The sequence below is a fragment of the Pseudomonas sp. BP01 genome (assembly GCF_022760795.1).
Classification (GTDB): domain Bacteria; phylum Pseudomonadota; class Gammaproteobacteria; order Pseudomonadales; family Pseudomonadaceae; genus Aquipseudomonas; species Aquipseudomonas putida_Q.
Genome location: NZ_JAFBKA010000004.1, coordinates 69,153 through 85,898, shown reverse-complemented (window position 1 = coordinate 85,898; position 16,746 = coordinate 69,153). Strand labels below are relative to the sequence as shown.

Annotated in this window: 14 protein-coding genes; 2 read left to right on the top strand and 12 right to left on the bottom strand. The window is 62.3% G+C overall.

Features of this window, described 5'->3' with window-relative positions:
* Positions 1 to 35: 35 nt before the first annotated feature.
* The 12 genes from JOY50_RS05495 to JOY50_RS05440 form a co-directional block, all read right to left on the bottom strand.
* Complete coding sequence (locus JOY50_RS05495; protein WP_243054900.1) at positions 36 to 1,361, bottom strand: carbohydrate porin; 1,326 nt, start codon at positions 1,359 to 1,361, stop codon at positions 36 to 38.
* A gap of 125 nt (positions 1,362 to 1,486) precedes the next feature.
* Positions 1,487 to 2,806: a cytochrome c gene (locus JOY50_RS05490; RefSeq protein ID WP_243054899.1), complete on the bottom strand. Its 1,320-nt coding sequence runs from the start codon at positions 2,804 to 2,806 to the stop codon at positions 1,487 to 1,489.
* A gap of 8 nt (positions 2,807 to 2,814) precedes the next feature.
* A complete protein-coding gene (locus JOY50_RS05485) occupies positions 2,815 to 4,581 on the bottom strand; it encodes a GMC family oxidoreductase (protein WP_138736634.1) in 1,767 nt (588 codons plus the stop codon).
* 15 nt (positions 4,582 to 4,596) lie between these two features.
* Positions 4,597 to 5,319 carry a gluconate 2-dehydrogenase subunit 3 family protein gene (locus JOY50_RS05480; protein ID WP_192902496.1) on the bottom strand — a complete coding sequence of 241 codons (723 nt, stop codon included), beginning with the start codon at positions 5,317 to 5,319 and terminating at the stop codon, positions 4,597 to 4,599.
* Between the two features lie 239 nt (positions 5,320 to 5,558).
* Entirely contained in the window at positions 5,559 to 6,587 is a 1,029-nt protein-coding gene (locus JOY50_RS05475) for a LacI family DNA-binding transcriptional regulator (protein ID WP_138736632.1), read from the bottom strand.
* A 71-nt stretch (positions 6,588 to 6,658) separates the two neighbouring features.
* A complete protein-coding gene (locus JOY50_RS05470) occupies positions 6,659 to 7,552 on the bottom strand; it encodes a DoxX family protein (RefSeq protein WP_138736631.1) in 894 nt (297 codons plus the stop codon).
* On the bottom strand, positions 7,549 to 8,076 hold the full coding sequence (locus tag JOY50_RS05465) for a heme-binding protein (RefSeq protein WP_138736630.1): 528 nt from the start codon (positions 8,074 to 8,076) through the stop codon (positions 7,549 to 7,551). Before JOY50_RS05465 ends, JOY50_RS05470 begins: the two co-directional genes overlap by 4 nt.
* 65 nt (positions 8,077 to 8,141) lie before the next feature.
* Complete coding sequence (locus tag JOY50_RS05460) at positions 8,142 to 8,636, bottom strand: heme-binding protein (protein ID WP_238342232.1); 495 nt, start codon at positions 8,634 to 8,636, stop codon at positions 8,142 to 8,144.
* A gap of 170 nt (positions 8,637 to 8,806) precedes the next feature.
* Positions 8,807 to 9,991 carry an L-dopachrome tautomerase-related protein gene (locus tag JOY50_RS05455; protein WP_138736629.1) on the bottom strand — a complete coding sequence of 395 codons (1,185 nt, stop codon included), beginning with the start codon at positions 9,989 to 9,991 and terminating at the stop codon, positions 8,807 to 8,809.
* A 38-nt stretch (positions 9,992 to 10,029) separates the two neighbouring features.
* Positions 10,030 to 11,418 carry an MFS transporter gene (locus JOY50_RS05450; RefSeq protein ID WP_138736628.1) on the bottom strand — a complete coding sequence of 463 codons (1,389 nt, stop codon included), beginning with the start codon at positions 11,416 to 11,418 and terminating at the stop codon, positions 10,030 to 10,032.
* A gap of 53 nt (positions 11,419 to 11,471) precedes the next feature.
* Complete coding sequence (locus JOY50_RS05445; RefSeq protein WP_138736627.1) at positions 11,472 to 12,674, bottom strand: mandelate racemase/muconate lactonizing enzyme family protein; 1,203 nt, start codon at positions 12,672 to 12,674, stop codon at positions 11,472 to 11,474.
* A gap of 162 nt (positions 12,675 to 12,836) precedes the next feature.
* Complete coding sequence (locus JOY50_RS05440) at positions 12,837 to 13,868, bottom strand: LacI family DNA-binding transcriptional regulator (protein ID WP_138736626.1); 1,032 nt, start codon at positions 13,866 to 13,868, stop codon at positions 12,837 to 12,839.
* 295 nt (positions 13,869 to 14,163) lie between these two features.
* On the opposite strand from JOY50_RS05440, the gene JOY50_RS05435 reads away from it, so the two are divergent.
* Both JOY50_RS05435 and JOY50_RS05430 read left to right on the top strand, forming a co-directional pair.
* Positions 14,164 to 14,880 (top strand): gluconate 2-dehydrogenase subunit 3 family protein, encoded by a 717-nt coding sequence (locus tag JOY50_RS05435; RefSeq protein ID WP_138736625.1) that lies wholly within the window; start codon positions 14,164 to 14,166, stop codon positions 14,878 to 14,880.
* A gap of 87 nt (positions 14,881 to 14,967) precedes the next feature.
* On the top strand, positions 14,968 to 16,743 hold the full coding sequence (locus JOY50_RS05430) for a GMC family oxidoreductase (RefSeq protein WP_138736624.1): 1,776 nt from the start codon (positions 14,968 to 14,970) through the stop codon (positions 16,741 to 16,743).
* Positions 16,744 to 16,746 lie beyond the last annotated feature (3 nt).

Sequence of the window (16,746 nt, the reverse complement as noted above, 5' to 3'; positions counted from 1 at the left end):
TGCCTTGCCCGGCGCGCGTACCAGCACTGCTGTACTCAGAAGCTCGCTTGCACCTTCAAACCGCCTACCCAGGCATCGTCAACCTGTTTCACCCCGCCTGGGTGACGCACAAACTGCAGGTTCGGCCGCACCGTCAGCCAATCGGCTAGATGAATGCCATAGTTCAGCTCGGCGTTGTACTCGGTTTCCTGGACCGGCAAATAGCCGGGGCTGTCGTAGTCATCGATCCCGTTGACCTGATTGGTCAGGGCCGCATTCTTTCGGTAGGCCGCGTTCACATGGACTTCCGATAGTGCCAGGCCGACATCGTCCTTTGGCCGTGCATCGAATGGGCCCTTGTAGATAGCGCCCACCGACAGGTAGTGATCGACCTTGCTGGCCTTACGGTCATGAGCCGTGCCCATTGCAAAAACGGTCAGCCCGCGTGAAGCATCACCAGCGTGCTGGGTTATCTGCTGCATGGCACCCAGCCACACGCCGTGCTTGCTCGATGCGCTGCGATAGGCTGCTCCGCTTATTACAGCAGGCTGGCCACGGCTGTCCTTGAGCACGTCGTTGGCGTTGGACGTACTGTAGTAATAACCGGCACGGTACTCACCCGGTAGGCCGTCAATGCGCGGCTGCCATACCAGTTCCACCGGCAGCACCGCTCCCTCGGTGCCGCTGCCACTGAGCTTGAAGCCATTGTCGTTCTGAGTGTTCGACGGGTTCTGCTCGTACGCGCCGATTTGCGCAAACAGCTCTGGACTGAGCTGGTACTTGACCCGCAGCGCCCACTGGGTGATCGGCCAGTTGTACCAGATGCCACCCCAGTTCCCGACCTGCGAGCCGCAAAAAGTCAGGTTCTGAAAGTTGCAGTCAAAGCTGTTGAAGTCCTCACCCTCACCGAAGCGCCCCGCCTTGATATCCAGGTGCCGATCGAAGAACGCTTGCTGGTAGTACAGCTGGGTCATGCGCCAGTGCGAGCCGCGGCCCCAGACTTCCTGCGACGAGCTGAGCGTACCGGTGCGTGGGTCACCGACGCGGTCGTTGGAAATGTTGTCGCCGTTGCGGTTGGCCACGGTCAGCTGGAAGCGCGCGTCGTGCCAGCCGAGCAATTTCTCCAGGTCGAAACGGGCGCCCAAGGAATATTGGTCGCTGTAACGGGCAGTACGGTCGTTGTTGTAGCCGCCGCCAAGATTGGCACCGATTTCGCCGACATAAGCGAATTCGAAGTCCACGCCCTGCTGAGCCAGGTCGCTGCGGGCGCCATTCCAGTCGCCCAGCGCCCAAGGGGAATCGCTGGCAAAAGGCTCTGCAGCATGAACGGTCGGGGCGCAGACCAAAGCGGCAAGCAAGACGCGCTGTTTGAAAATGGACATTGATGGTTCTCTTTGTTATTGGATGCTGCCTGTTGCGGCTCTCGCCGCCAAAGGGCCTGCGGCACAGGTGGTGCACAGGGCCAATGGCCGTGCTCCACCTGTGCCGCAGGTTCAGCCGCGGGTGATTACTGAACGCTGGCGCGCATTTGCTCAGGCAGCTCAAGCTGCTTGCGCATCTTCGTCACTTCCGCAGCCGTGACCGGCTGGGCACTGTTGCCCCAGCTGTTGCGGGCAAATGTGAGGATGTCGGCGATCTCGCTGTCACTGAGCTTCCAGTCGAACGCCGGCATGCCGGCACCGGTGGTGTAGGTGTGGGTATGCACCGCACGCGCACCACCCAGGACCACGCTGGTGAGCGTGTCGGTGTTGTTCGCCAGGATCGCCTTGTTGCCGGCAAAGCCAGTGATCATATGGCTCACACCCTCGCCCGCAGTGCCGTGACAGGCCGAGCAATGCACCTCGTAGCCTTGACCGCCGCGTTGCATGCGCGCATCGCTTGCGGCCAGTGCTTGGGCGGCAGGTTGCGGTGTGCCAGGTAAGGATTTGAGGTACACAGCAATGGCACGCAGGTCCTGCTCGGTCAGGTGCTGTGTCGAGTTCTCGATCGCTTCGGCCATCGGCCCACTGGCCACTGCCACACCGTCACTGCCGGTTTTCAGGTAGTCGACAATCTGCTCGACCGTGCTGTCACCCAAGCCCTGGTGCGGGTCGTTGGTGATATTGGGCGCGAACCAAGTGCCTACCAGCCCACCCTGCAGGGCCTGGCTGGCAATCGGGCCACCCAAGGCGTTACGCGGGCTGTGGCAGGCTGCACAGTGCCCTGCCCCGTCCACCAGGTACCGGCCACGGTTCCACTCCACGCTTTGCCCAGGATCGGGGGCGTATGGCTGGTTGTCGAAAAACATCCAGTTCCAGCCGGCCATCAGCAAACGCTGGTTGAACGGGAAGTTCATGCCCGACAGCTCGTCGACTTTGTGCGCCTTCGGCTCGATCGTGCTGAAGAATGCCCACAGCGCGCGCAGGTCATCGTCGCTCATGCGCGTGTAGTCGGTGTAAGGCATTGCCGGGAACAGCAGGCCATGACGGCCCTGGCCCTGGCGCACCGCATTGAAGAAGTCGCGCTGGGTGTAGTTGCCTATACCGGTTTCGCGGTCGGGGGTGATGTTCGACGACTGAATATCACCGAATGGCGTGCCGATCACATAGCCACCGGCAAAATCGCCACTCTTGGCCGTGTGGCAGGCCGCACAGTCGGCGCCACGCATTACATACTCCCCCTGCTTGATCAGCGCCGCATCGGTGGACTTGAAATCGCCAAGACGCACCGTATCGTCAGCCACCTGCGAGCGTGCGGTAGAGTTGGCCTGGATGACCAGACCGAGCATCACGGCACCAGCCAAGGCCAGCACGCCGCCGCCGATCAGGGCGGTTTTCTTGTTGAGCATCGCGGGCCTCACACCAGGGAACCGGGGTTGTGCTGATACTTTTCATGGATCGCGCGTGCCGTACGAATGGCCAAAGCGCCAACGGTGCTGGTGGGGTTGTAACCCGCGTTGGTCGGGAACGCCGATGCGCCGACCACGAACACGTTGTGTGCATCCCAGCTTTGCAGGTAGGTGTTCACCGCGCTGGTACGCGGGTCTTCGCCCATGATCATGCCGCCTTGGGTGTGGTTGGAGTTCTCGTCGTACGGGCTCCAGGACTTTGCCGCCGAATTGAACGTTTGTACGTGCTTGGCACCCATCTTCTTGCCAATGTCCACTGCGCGCTGCTCGATGAAGCGGGCCATGTTGCGGTCGTTCTGGTTCCAGTCGAAGGTCATGCGCAGCAGCGGTGTGCCCCAGCGGTCCTTGTAGTTCGGGTCCAGTGACAAGTAGGCATCGCGGGTCGGCATCGAGGTGCCCTGGCCGAAGATGATGCCGTAGTTCTGGTAGTTGTCCTGGTAGTTCTGCTTGAAGCCTTTACCCCAGCGCGGAGTACCAGGCGGCAGCAGGCCGGAGCGACCAATCGGCATGCCCTCGCGGGAAACAGTGAGCAAGCCGGCGCCGCCAATGAAGTCGTGCTGGCTGTGATCGAAGTTGTCACCGTTGTAGTCGTCGACCTGGATACCCAGGCCACCAGCGCCAATGAACGGGTTGAGTGTCTGGTCCTCGAACCACACGTGGGCGCCCGAGCAGGTCTGGTAGTTGTAGGCACGGCCAAGAGTGCCGGTCTGGGTCACCGGGTCGTACTGCTGACCGATCTGGCTGATCATCATCAGCCGCGCGTTATCATAGGTGAACGAGCACAGCGCGACGATATCGGCCGGCTGGATCACTTCGCGGCCCTGTTCGTCGAAATAGCTCACGCCGGTGGCGGTCTTGCCGTCTTCAGCCTTGTGGATCTTGGTCACGTAACCCTGGGTGATCAGGGTGAAGTTCTTGCGCCGCATCAGCGCCGGGATCACGCAGGCCTGGGGCGAAGACTTGGAGTAGTTACCGCAACCATGGAACATGCAATAGCCACAGTAGGTGCAAGGCGCCATGCTTACCCCGAGCGGGTTCACATAGGCCGCGCCGACGTGGGCGACGGGGATGTAGAACGGGTGCAGGCCCATTTGCGCAGTGCTGTCGCGGTACATCTGCATCAGCTGCGATTCTTTGAGCGCTGGCGTCGGGAATTCCCGGCTGCGGGGCCCTTCGAAGGGGTTGCCACCAGGTTGCAGCTTGCCGTTGATATTGCCAGCCACACCGGAAATACCGGCGATGCGCTCGAAGCGGTCGTAGAACGGCTCGAGGTCGGCATAGGTGATGCCCCAGTCCTGCACCTGCTCCAGGCCCTTGAGCTTGCTCGCGCCGTAGCGCTCCAGCGTGGCCGATCGCACGCGGAAGTCCCACTCGGAGAAGCGCCAGGCCATGCCGGCCCAATGGAAGCCTGCGCCACCGACCGACTTGCCCATCTGGAAGGCCTTCAGTTCACGCGTCGGCACCGCGGTCTGGCCTGACTGATTGCGGAACGTCAGGGTGTAATCACCTGGCTGCAGCAGCAGCTCGCGGCGTATGGTCCAGCGCAGTTCGTCCGGGTCGACCGCTGGCGGGGTATCGGTGGAGGTGTCGAGCCAGGGGCCGCGGTCGATGGCCACCACTTCCAGTCCGGCTCGAGTGAGTTCTTCGGCCATCAGCGAGCCGGCCCAGCCCAGGCCGACGATCACGACGTCAGCTTTCTTGCGTTGAATTGCCATGGGTATCTCCTGGGCTCAGCTCACCGGGATCAGGCTGATGGGCTCAAGGCCCAGATCCTGACCGCGCCGGTCGATGTATTGGCGGTAGTCGTAACGGGCACCGGGGAAGCCAACCAGCTTCCAGCCGACCATCCCGCGGTTGCCGCCGTAAAGCGGGTCGGAGAAGTAGCCCTCACGCACGCTCATCAGCAGGAACTCGAACAGGCGGTTGCTGCTGCCCTTGCCTTCCCAATCGAGCTTGCCGGCCTCCAGGTCAGACAGCACAGCGTCCATCTGCTCGCCTTCGAGCTCGGCGAAGGGTTTGGAATGGCGCGCGCGGGCGTGCCGGTCAATGAACTCGAGCCCAGCCAGGGTGTAGTCGCGGCGGGTGCGCAGGCTGATGGTCAGGCCCATCAGTTGCGACTCGTCGGCGCGCAGCGGCTGGTCCAGGTAGAGGTCTTTCGACTCACCATAGGGCCCATTCATCTGGGCATCGAGAAAGTCCACGCACCCCGCTTCACTGGCCGATGGCCCAAGCTGGTCTTGGGGGATCAGGCGGTCGAACACCGCCGTCAGGGTGGCGCGAGCCTGGCCTTTGAACACGTTGCCCTGGCCGCCGCTCATGACCGGCGACGGCAGCATTTCGCGGGTCAAGCCGGTTTCTGAGGGCACCGACTTGAGTTCTACCGCACCGACCTTGGCAAGGCCTGCGGCGGCGAACAGCGCACCCATAGAACGCAAGGCGTCCCTACGCTTCATGGAATTCTCCTTATCGACAATCACGGGGGACCGTGGGCAGGTAGCGGTTTTTCGGGCGCACAAAGGCACACGGCGCGCACGGATGAGCACGTCGAAGCGATGGGGATGCAGTGGGCGAACGAAAAGCGCGGGATGCTGGGAGGTGTACCTGGCGACCTGCCAATCACGGCGGGCGCCAGTGTAGGGCGCGACATTACGCCACGCCATTGAGGCTTTGACGTGTTTACGTCAAAACACCATCAGGGTCGGACAGAATCAACGGTCTCGTCGATCACTATACGCAGCTGTGGGTGCACTTGCGGGGGCGCGGCCAGGTCACCGTTGGCGTAGAGCAGTTGCTGGATGGCGGCTTCTGCCTGCCCTTCAGGGTCCTGGTCGAGTACCAACGACAGCACCCCTTCGGCGAGCATCGCGGCATGCTGATGGGTCGCCTCATGGCTGATCCAGACAGGGCTTGCCTTGAAACGCTTCAGCCCGCGATGCACTCCGGTCGACCCACTGCCCGTGGTGTACAACCCGGCGATCGGCGCAGCCTGGCTGGCGTATTCGCTGAGTGTCGCCGCGTTCAGGTCGTCATCATCAAAGCATTCCAACGGCCCAAGCACCGCGACGTTCGGCGCCCGTTCGCCCATGACTTCGAGAAACCCTTGAACCCGCTGCTGATGAGCGTGGTACAGCAGCGAATTGGTCACCAGCAGTACCGGGCCCTGTCCCGGGCGGACCCACTGGCTCATCAGCCGGCCGGCGGCACGGCCGGCCTTGTGGTTGTCGATGCCGACATAGGTTGCGCCCGTCAGCCCCGAGAGGCTGCTGGTCAGCAGCACCACCGGAACCCCGGCATCCATTTGCGCCTTCAGCGCGGCGCGTACTTCAGGGGTGTCCTGAGCCACCACGATCATGCCCTGTCGCGGCACCTTGGGCTTATTGATCAACGCCAGCAACTGCTGCGGATCTCGCTCTTGCCAGACTTGGCGCTGCAGGACCAGGCGCGAGCGGTGCATCTGCGCCTGCTGAACGAACGCTGCCGTCAGCCGCTGGAAGTGATCGGTTGCACTGTCGACCATCAGCAGGTCGAAACGCAGCAGACCGTGCACCGGCGATGGCAGTAAGCGCTTGAGCCCTAGAGCCTGCGCCGCTTGCAGCACTTTGCGGCGCTTGCTGTCGGAGACACTGCCGCGTTCGTTCAATACGCGGTCCACGGTGCTCAGGCTGACCCCTGCCTGACGGGCAACATCGGCCATGCGCTGGCGACGCTCGATCTTGTCCACCTTGCAACATCCAGTTACTTAAAGCGGGCAGTCTGCCATGCCTGCCCGGTTTTAGCCTACTGCCGTCGAGCTCAGCCCTGCCCTTGCTTGTTGACCGCCAAGGGTACAAACCACCGCGGGATAAGCCGACGATGCAACAACCAGCCGTCCAGTGAAAACTTCCCGGCGCCCGTCATCATCACCCCGCCGAACACGATCATCAGCAGCATCACGTACTCCCAACCACCACCGCCTGCCGAGGCCCACGCGTAACCGCGGCTCCATTCCCCACCAAAACCGACGGTGGCGACCAGGAAGTAGATGAGGCTGACGAACGCGCCCAGCCTGGCAAACAGGCCAAGACCGACACTGACTGCACTGGCGAACTCGATCAAACCGCCCAGAATCACGAATGCCGCAGCCATTTCCCCCAGGCCGAAACCCTGGAAGCCCGCTTCGAGCTTATGAAACCAGCCCATGCCGGCAAAGATCTTTTCAGCGCTGTGGCAGAGCTCGTTCAAGCCGAAGTACATGCGCACGAGCGTCGCCTGCCACAACAAGGTGCCCAACCACGCACCTGGCTTGGAGCGGTCTCGGCGCAGGTCGCTGAAGGCACAGTCCACGAACTGTAGAAAGATCGGAATGGCGGCGATACTCGCGACCCACACCATTACCTGCGCGTCATTCATGGCCGCGACGCGCCAGGCGAGCAGAAACGGCAGCAGCGACAACAGATAGCCAGGCGCGAACACCCTGGGTGTGATCATTACGGCGCTGAGCAAGGCCACACCCATCCAGACGGTGCTGGACCAGGCTGCGAAATCTGGCAACGTATGGTTGCCCCAGCCACAGTAGACAGCAGCCAGCAGCGTAGCCGCCAGCCCCGCCACGCTGAGCGAGTGAGGCATGGTCGAAGGCTTCAGGAGGCCATAATCGCTGGCAGAAGCGCCATCGACAGTGTCAAGACGCAGGGTGGCGCTGTTCATGGATGGGTCTCCTTGAGGGGTTGCGGAGCAGGCAGCGTTTTTTCGAAGGCGCGAACGACTTCGGTGGCAAAGCGCTGCTCTTGGGCATCACTGGCACCACCCGCCACTCCCATTCCGCCGACGCGCTGGCCCTGCTGGCGTATCACCAGGCCTGCCACCGCCGGCAGGATGCCCGGGATACTGCCCAGTTGCAGGTTGTCCTTGCGCGCCATGTCGTAGAACACAACCGTGTCGACATCGTTGATCGCGGCCGAGTTGGCCTTCTTGATGGCTGCCTCGACGCACCCCGGCGCCGCGCCATCCATGCGTTTGAACGCCAGTAGGTAACCGCTGGCATCGGTGATCGCGATGCATGGGTGCACACCTTCGCCAATCGCCTTGGCAACTGCCCGGTCCAGCAGCGCGGAGGCTCCGGCCAGCGACAGGTTCGCCGTGCCAAGCAATGGCTCAGGTGTATCGGCGGCGCTGGCCAGAGGCAAGGCTCCCGCGATAGCGGCGCATAACAGTAAACGTGACAAGCTCATGTTCGATTCCTTGCAGACAAAGTGCAGGTCAAATACGGCCCCCAGCAACACCGGAGGCCGCTGCCTCAATGGAACGTGGCCGCCACGTCTTCAGCCAGTTTCTGTTCGGTCAGGTCTGTCGCGCCGCTGATGCCCACACTGCCGATCACGTTGCTGTCATGCTTGACCACGACACCGCCCACCGCTGGCAGGATGCCCGGAATGGTGCCGATGGCCAGGTTCTCTTTTCGCGCCAGGTCGTAGAAGGTGATGGTATTGATGGCAAAGCGCGCTGCAGACTTGGCCTTGGCGATCGACGCTTCGACGCAACCGGCGTAAGCGCCCTGCATGCGGGTAAAGGCCAGCAGATGCCCGTCGGCGTCGGTCACGGCAATACAGATGTTCATGCTGCGGCTGCGGGCCATCTCGGTTGCGCGTTCGGCCAACTGCTGGGCCGCGGCGGTCGACAGGTTTTCCTGGGTGACCACCGAAGTACTCGGCGCATTAGCCGCCTGCACATGGGTGAAAGCGGAAGCGATGAAGGCGAAGCTCAAAGCGGCCATGCTGTTTTTTGTTTTCATGGTTACAACTCCTGGGTTTACGACCTGTGCTCCATTGCACAGGCAGGCTTGGAAAATGTACGGGGGCCTTTCGCGCAGGCGTAGGCACCCTGCGGCCGCCAATGACGGCCGCTGGATCATGGGTGTGAAAGGTGCAGGGTTGGCACGCGCCGCAACGCCTGCCCGGGGGCTCACCGTGTGGTGGCTAACGGTTTGCCGACCAGTCCAGGGACTTTCTCCCGATCGCCAAGGTTTTTAGGCAGCTGCAGCTTGTAGATCTTGAATGGCAACTGCAGCGCATCCTTTCCGCCCGGCCCACGGTTAGACGCCATGCGGGCACTTTGCGGAACCGGTATATACAGCTCGCGCTGGTCGGAAATGATCATCGCGTCGGGATTGGCCAAGCGCTCGTCCTCCGCGACAACGCGCAGGGTGCCATCTGGCGAAAAGACGGTGACCCGAGGCTTGTCGTACTCGCCCATGTAAATGTTGCCGGCGCTGTCGATTGCGGTGCCGGTAAGTGGATTGGTGTTGTAGACGAACTGCACTTGCTTGCCCAACTGCTCATCGCTCAGCCCCGGGTCACGCAGGCCGGCGGTCGGTACCCGCCACAATGGCCCGCTCAGCGGCTGGTAATAGAGCCACTGGCCATCGGGGCTGATCTCGATGGGGTCTGAGTGCACCTGGTGATCACTGCCGTCCGGCAGCAACAACACATGGCCGTCTTCACCGATTGGCCGTCGGGTGGGAATCATCTGCGTCGACGGGTGCCCCGCCAGCCGCCTGACAGCGTCACCGGTGCGCAAGTTGACGACGATGACCCCACCTAGGCCGGAGTCGGTCACATAGGCGTGTTCGCTGTCCAGGCGCAAATCATTGAGGTTCGCGCCAGCCGGCAGCACGCTGGCGGGTAGGCTGATGCTGCGCAACAGCTTGCCGCTGCGGGTATCGAACTGGAGGATCTTCTGCCCGGGATTGATGCCTTCAGGGCCTGCATCCTCGCCTTGGTCGATCGCCCACAAGGTGTCATCGTCGAAGATGTGGATGGTGTTGATCTTTACCAGCGCGGCCGCACTTGGCTTGCCCGGCGCCCAGTCGTTCCACTGCCCGCCCGGGAAGGGCTTGAGGCTGCCATCAGGCATGACCTCAGCAATGGAGGGGGTTTTCTCGAACCCCGGCCAGCGCGGCAGGCCGACGAACAGGCGACCGTCAGAGGTCAGCGCCACCGCATTGCACAGCCAATCCAGGCGTGCCACTTCAGTGAGCGCGGGGCCCATGGCCGGCCACTGGCTGGCGTGTGCCTGCGGGGTGCCGGCCAGGCCGGTCAGGCACGTTGCCAGGCTCAAGGCGCGGAACAGCTTTCTGCTCTTGTACATTATTGTTGTCCTTGTCAGTAATGTGGCCACAGCGGGTATCAATTGGCAGCCGCAGCGTTGAGAGACGAGCCGGATCGCGCATCATCCTGGCCGTTGGCGCCCTCGTCTGGGCGGCGCAGCGGGCCGACGATCACCAGGTAGCTGACGAACGCACCGACGGCATTCAGGGCGACGTAGATCAAAGCGCCGTTGAACGAGTTCATCGACTGCACCATGTAGCCGATCACCACCGGTGTGACGATGCCGGCCAGGCTGCCGAAGGTATTGAAGATGGCGCCATTCATGCCAATGCTGTCCTTGGGCGAGACGTCCGCGATGATTGCCCAACCCAGGGCGCCGACGCCCTTGCCGAAGAACGCCAGCGCCATGAACAGCACCACCAGCAGGTTGGTTTCCACGTAGTTGCACAAGATCATGCTCATCGACAGCGCCATGCCGATGAAGATCGGCAGCTTGCGCGCCAGGGTCAACGACATGCCTTTGCGCAGCATCCAATCCGACGCCATGCCACCGGTAATCCCCCCCACGAAGCCGCAGATCGCCGGCACTGCCGCGAGCAGCCCGGCGTCGAGCAGCGACAGCCCGCGCTGCTGCACCAGGTACACGGGGAACCAGGTGAGAAAGAAGAACGTCAAGGTACTGATGCAGAATTGGGCCAGGTAGATCCCTAGGTACATGCGTTGCCTGAGCAACCCGCGGGCACGTTCCCAGGTCTGTTTCCAGCCCTCTGCCTGCGGGCGGCTTGCCGCATGCTCTCGTAGGCTGGCGCCACCGACGCGCATGGTTTCTAGTTCCGAAGGTGTGATGGAAGGGTGCTGCACGGGTGCCTTGATGCGGCGAATGAACAGCAACCCCATGAGCACGCCGGCCACGCCCATCACATAGAACACCCACGGCCAACCCCAGCGGGTGGATATCCAGGCCAGCAGCGGCGTGAACACCACCGCTGCAAAATACTGCGAAGAGTTGAAGATCGCCGTGGCAGTACCGCGCTCGGCAGTGGGAAACCACATCGAAACGATCTTGCTGTTGGCAGGAAAGCATGGGGCCTCGGCCGCACCGACCATGAAACGCAGGATGAACACGGCGAAAAACGCGAGCCCTACCGGCATCATCGCCACCGTGCCAATCAGCCCGGTGAACACCGACCAGGCCATGATCGCCAAGCCCAGCACACGAATGCTGCCGAACCGGTCGATGGCCAGTCCGCCGGGTAGTTGCAGCAGCATGTAGGCCCAGGCGAAGGCCGAGAACAGCCAGCCCATCTGGGCATGCCCCAAGCCCATCTCATCGGCCAGGCTGGCGCCGGCGATGGACAGCGTGGCGCGGTCGCCCTGGTTGATGATCATCATTACAAACAGCAGGATGATGACTTCGTAACGGCGATGCTCGGCAAAAAAACGGCGCAGAGAATGTGTTTTTTTCATTGTATTCTCGATGGCGGATTGGCGGCGCAGACAAGCGGCTGCGCCGCAACCACTCAGCAGTGGGTTTCTCGGATGATTGCGTCCGCACGCTGCCTGGTTTCCGGCCGCAGCGCCGTCCCCAATCCCGGCAGGGTAGGCGCGAGCGCGAAGCCCGCTTCGATCTGCGGCAGATGGGTCACCAGTTCCCCATACCAGGTTGACAGCGAAGCGCGCACGACCTCCTGCAGCACAGCAGTGGGTGCATGCAGCCCCAGGTGCAGGCCGGCGTACAGCGCCACGGGCCCGGTGCAGTCATGCGGTGCCAGCGGCTTGTTGTAGGCCTGGGCCAACGCGGCAATCTTGCGTGCCTCGGTGAAACCACCGCACCACACCAGGTCCAGCATCAGGTAATCGAGACTGCCGGCGTTGAGCAGGTCGCGGTAGGCAGTGCTGCTGCCAAGTGTCTCGCTGGCGCAGATCGGCACCCGGGTGCGGTTACGCAGGTCGGCCAGGGCCTGGGCATCGTCCATTTTGCACAGCGGGTCTTCCACCCAGTACACATCGAAGGCCTCCAGTGCCTGGCAGATACGCAGGGCTGCGGTGCTGTCCCAAAGGCTGTGCAACTCGCACATGATTTCGATGCGATCCCCCACAGCCTGGCGGATCTGGCGGAACGCCTCACAGCCTTTGCGCACCTCTTCAAGGCTGATGCTGTTGGCCCCCTGCTGGCGGGCAAACGGGTCGAACGGCCAGATTTTCATGGCCGTGTAGCCCTCTTCCACCAGGCTGACTGCCAAAGCGCCGGCATCGCGGCTGAAGGCCAGTTGATCGTCGTAGGGGCCCTGCGCACGATCGGCTGCAGTGATCTCGCGGCGTGCGCCTTGCTGAGTGTTGAAGTCATAGCCGGCGCAGGTGTTGTACACACGAATCCGCTCGCGGCAGGCACCGCCCATGGCTTCGTGAATAGGCACACCATGACGCTGGCCCTTGAGGTCCCACAGGGCGATGTCCACCGCGCTGGCGGCGCGGATTTCAGCGCTTGCGCTGTGGTAGCCGATGTACGGGTTGGTGAGTTCCAGGGCGATGGCCTCGATCTGCCGCGAATCCCTGCCGATCAGGCCTGGCGCAATGAGTTCGTGTATCGCAGCTTCGACAGTGGCAGCACCGCGAAAGGTTTCGCCCAGGCCGATAAGCCCTTCATCGGTTTCGATCTCCAGCCATATCAGCTTGGGGCGCTCGGGCAGGCGCAGGGTTCTAACGCAGGTTATCTTGGACATTGTTCTTATCCTGAATCCATTCCAGCCAAATGGTATCGTTACCATTTCCGCTAAAAAACCTAGCGCATTGCATCAGGATGGACAAGAGCATTTGAGTTAATAATTAAAAAAATGTCGATCTGATAACGTTACTTTTGCACCACGAAGCAGCGCTGGATCCCGCTAGACAGTGCTATCGCGCTTCACCAGCTCATAGCCGATATCGACCGTTTTCAACGACACGCCATCACCCTGCAAGCGCTCCAAAAGCATCATTGCGGCTGTCTGCCCCATGAGCGTGCCGTCGATCCTGACCGTGGACAAGGCGGGAAAGGTATGAGCCGCGAATGCCATGTCACCGAACCCCATTACCGCCAGCTGATCCGGCACGCGGATGCCACGGGCAGCGGCTTCAGTGAGCACACCCTGAGCAATGGTGTCGGAGGTGCACACCACCACAAAGGGCTCATTGGCATCGCCAGGCAAAGCCTGTAACAAGGCGCTCAGCCCCTCGCGCCCCTGCGCCAGCGACGGCAAGCCTTGCCAAGTGCGCCGGTGCAGGTCAGTGAACCCCTCCTCGGCCAGCGCCTGGCTGAAGCTGTCAGCGCGCCGCAAACCGCGTGGGTCATCGACAGCGAACAGGGCGAAATGCCGATAGCCTTGGCCAAGCAGATGCCGAGCAACGTCGCGGCCTGCCTGCTCATGGGAAAACCCGACCAGCATATCGATCGGTTCGGCTGACAAATCCCAGGTTTCCACTACCGGCACGCCCGCAGCCCGCAGACGGTTGCGGCTGGTGGTGGTATGCAGGGTGCCGGTGAGGATGATGCCGTCCGGGCGACGGCTGAGGATCACCTCAAGCAACTCCTGCTCCTGCTCACTCTGGTAACCCGAGACGCCCAACAGCACCTGATACCCAGCCTTGGCCAGGCGCTCGTTGATCGCCTGGAACGCGTCGGAAAAAATCGGGTTGGTTACCATCGGCACCACTACCGCCACCAGCCGAGTCCGGCTGGACTTCAGCGAACCGGCCAGGCGGTTGTGCACATAGCCGGTTTGCTCGATGGCGCGGCGTACTTTCAGGCGGGTAGGCTCACGCACGGTTTCCGGCTGGTTGAGATAGCGCGATACCGTCATGGGCGCAACTCCGGCCAAACGAGCCACGTCGCTCAAGGTGACTGCCGCACGCCCCTGCCCTTTGCCCTCTGAAGACATACCTGCCCTACCCCGTGATCCAGCGTTCGATAAGTCGCGCAAGAGTAGCCTGCGAAAATTTTGAAGGAAACCCATCAAAAGCATCGTGGCGCGATGTTCTGTCACAGCCCTAGACTCGCCCCGCTTGGATTCGAAGCAACGTCCAGCCCCGTCGGTGACTTGCCGGGGACCTGCCTGCCCGGCCGAACACACAGTGTGCGGCGCACGTTGCATCAAGCCGATAACAATAACTCAAGCGTCATCGCGCGGTGCCAGGCACCGATTGCGGTCGATGCACGTCCTGAGGATGATGGACATGAACAGACGTGAAGCCTTGATATCGCTTGTTCAAATCAGCGCCCTTGGCGCGATCAGCAGCGCCAGCGCCGGCGTGATACGTTCCGATAGCCACTTCCCTGTTGGCACCCAGGCTGATGCGCTGCCGTCGCCGCCAACCCCGGGTGCACTGGTGTATTTCACCGCTGCCGAAGCCCATGAAGTGACAGCCATCTTCGACCGGCTCATCCCGGAAGACGAACTGGGCATAAGTGCCAGCCAGGCGGGTTGCGTGGTGTTTCTTGATCGCCAGCTGGCCGGCCCCTACGGCCAGGCGGCCAGCACCTATCGGCTTGGCCCCTACAAGCAAGGCACGCCCGAACAAGGCCCGCAGTTCCAGCTAACCCCCGCCCAGCGTTACCGTGAAGCCCTTGCACGTCTGGGCGACTACTGTCGCACCCAGTACGGCACGCTGTTCAGCGCACTCGACCCCGACCGCCAGGACGACCTGCTTCGCGCCATGGAAGCCGGCCAGGACCGCCTGCCATTACCCCTGGGCGCCGAGTTGTTCGCCCTGCTGCTGCAGAACGTGCGTGAAGGTTACCTGGCTGACCCAATGTATGGCGGCAACCGCAACATGGTGGGCTGGCGCTTGATCGGCTTTCCGGGGGCACGCTACGACTACCGGCCCTACCTTCACAAAAAGGGCCAACCACTCCACCTGGAACCAGTGAGCCTGCTCGACAAGGCAGTCTGACCGGGAACACAGCCTATCGCACACCCTTCGCGCAGGGCGGTCACGGCATCTGCTGGCGCCCGGCTGCGCGCGAACCAAGGAACACGCATGAAAACAACAAGACCTAAAGCGGACGTGGTTGTCATCGGCCTGGGCTGGTCGGGCTCGGTGATTGCAGAGGAACTGGCCAGGGCTGGGCTGCGGGTAGTCGCCATCGAACGCGGCGCCTGGCGTGACACCGCCACCGACTTTCCACCCTCGGTGGACACCGACGAGCTGCGCTGGGCAACGCGCAGGGAAATTCTTCAGGCACCGCGCCAGGAAACCTACACAGTGCGCAACAACGCCCGTCAGGAGGCGCTGCCCGTTCGCGAGTGGAGCAACCTCACCCTCGGCAACAATGTGGGTGGCGCAGGCACGCACTGGGCCGCAGCCTCCTGGCGCTTCAACCCGTTCGACTTCGAGCCTTACAGCAAGACCGTGGAGCGTTACGGCAAGGGCCACTTGCTGCCTGGCCTGCAGGTGCAGGACTGGGGTGTCACCTACCAGGAACTGGAGCCTTTCTACGATCGCTTCGAGCGCATTGCCGGCACGAGTGGCAAGGCAGGTGTCATCCAAGGCGTGGTCATGCCCGGCGGCAACCCGTTCGAGGGCTCACGCAGCCGTGAATTCCCTACGCCGCCATTGGTCCCTAGCCACTGGAACGACATCTTCAGCGAGAAGACTACGCAGATGGGCTATCACCCGTTCCCTGTGCCTGCCGGAACGATATCCCAGGCCTACGTCAACCCGCTGGGTGTCCGTATGGGGCCCTGCACCTATTGCGGTTACTGCCAGCTGTTCGGCTGCGGCAACTGGTCCAAGAGCAGCCCCAACGCCTGCGTCGTGCCCGCATTGATGCGCCACTCCACCTTCGAGCTGCTGACCGAGACCGAAGTACTGCATATCAACAAGTCGCCCGATGGCAAGACCGCAACCGGCGTCAGCTACGTCGACAAGAACGGCGTGCGTGGCGAACAACCTGCCGACATCGTCATCGTCGCTGCCTATCAACTCGACAATGTGCGCCTGATGCTGCTCTCGGGCATCGGCGAGCCTTACGACCCGCGCACACGACGCGGGGTGATCGGGCGCAACTACAGCTTCCAGACCCTTTCGTATGCCTACCTGTGGTTCGAGAACGCACACCTCAATCCGTTCATGAACACCGGCTGCCTGGCGATTCAGATCGACGACTTCAATGCCGACAACTTCGACCACAGCGGGTTGGGGTTCATTGGCGGTGCGGGTATCCAGTCGTTGTCCAACAGTGGCTTGCCGATTGGCATGGCCGGCGTACTGCCCAAAGGCGCCCCGGCCTGGGGCAAGGGGTGGAAGCAGGCGTTCCGCCACAGCTACCAGAACTGGGCGATGATCCAGGGCCAAGGCACCAGCTACGCGCATGAAGACATGTACTTCGACCTGGACCCGACCTACAAGGACAACTACGGTCGACCGCTGATGCGCATGACGTTCGATTACAACCTCAACGACAAGCGCTCAGGTGAGTTCATCCGGCAAAAGTGCGAGCAGATCGCCAAGGCTGTCGGAGGCCGGCATATCGAGTCCTACAACTTCGCTGCAGACCACTACACGCCATTTCGCGCCAATGACTCGTCTCACACCAACGGCGGTGTGGTCATGGGCACCGACCCCACCACCAGCGCGCTGAACCGCTACCAGCAATCCTGGGCCGCGCACAACGTGTTCGTGCTTGGCGCTTCATCGTTCCCCAATAACGGCGGCTATAACCCCACCGTGACCATCGGTGCGCTGGCGTTGTGGACCGCCAAGGCGATCCTCGAGCAGTACCTGAAAAACCCTGGCCCACTGGTGCACGCGTGAGGA

Coding starts and splice junctions, on each gene's coding strand:
- JOY50_RS05430 (WP_138736624.1), top strand. CDS start 14,968: ATGAAAACAACAAGACCTAAAGCGGACGTGGTTGTCATCGGCCTGGGC.
- JOY50_RS05495 (WP_243054900.1), bottom strand. CDS start 1,361: ATGTCCATTTTCAAACAGCGCGTCTTGCTTGCCGCTTTGGTCTGCGCC.
- JOY50_RS05490 (WP_243054899.1), bottom strand. CDS start 2,806: ATGCTCAACAAGAAAACCGCCCTGATCGGCGGCGGCGTGCTGGCCTTG.
- JOY50_RS05470 (WP_138736631.1), bottom strand. CDS start 7,552: ATGAACAGCGCCACCCTGCGTCTTGACACTGTCGATGGCGCTTCTGCC.
- JOY50_RS05455 (WP_138736629.1), bottom strand. CDS start 9,991: ATGTACAAGAGCAGAAAGCTGTTCCGCGCCTTGAGCCTGGCAACGTGC.
- JOY50_RS05435 (WP_138736625.1), top strand. CDS start 14,164: ATGAACAGACGTGAAGCCTTGATATCGCTTGTTCAAATCAGCGCCCTT.
- JOY50_RS05440 (WP_138736626.1), bottom strand. CDS start 13,868: ATGTCTTCAGAGGGCAAAGGGCAGGGGCGTGCGGCAGTCACCTTGAGC.
- JOY50_RS05450 (WP_138736628.1), bottom strand. CDS start 11,418: ATGAAAAAAACACATTCTCTGCGCCGTTTTTTTGCCGAGCATCGCCGT.
- JOY50_RS05445 (WP_138736627.1), bottom strand. CDS start 12,674: ATGTCCAAGATAACCTGCGTTAGAACCCTGCGCCTGCCCGAGCGCCCC.
- JOY50_RS05460 (WP_238342232.1), bottom strand. CDS start 8,636: ATGAAAACAAAAAACAGCATGGCCGCTTTGAGCTTCGCCTTCATCGCT.
- JOY50_RS05480 (WP_192902496.1), bottom strand. CDS start 5,319: ATGAAGCGTAGGGACGCCTTGCGTTCTATGGGTGCGCTGTTCGCCGCC.
- JOY50_RS05465 (WP_138736630.1), bottom strand. CDS start 8,076: ATGAGCTTGTCACGTTTACTGTTATGCGCCGCTATCGCGGGAGCCTTG.
- JOY50_RS05485 (WP_138736634.1), bottom strand. CDS start 4,581: ATGGCAATTCAACGCAAGAAAGCTGACGTCGTGATCGTCGGCCTGGGC.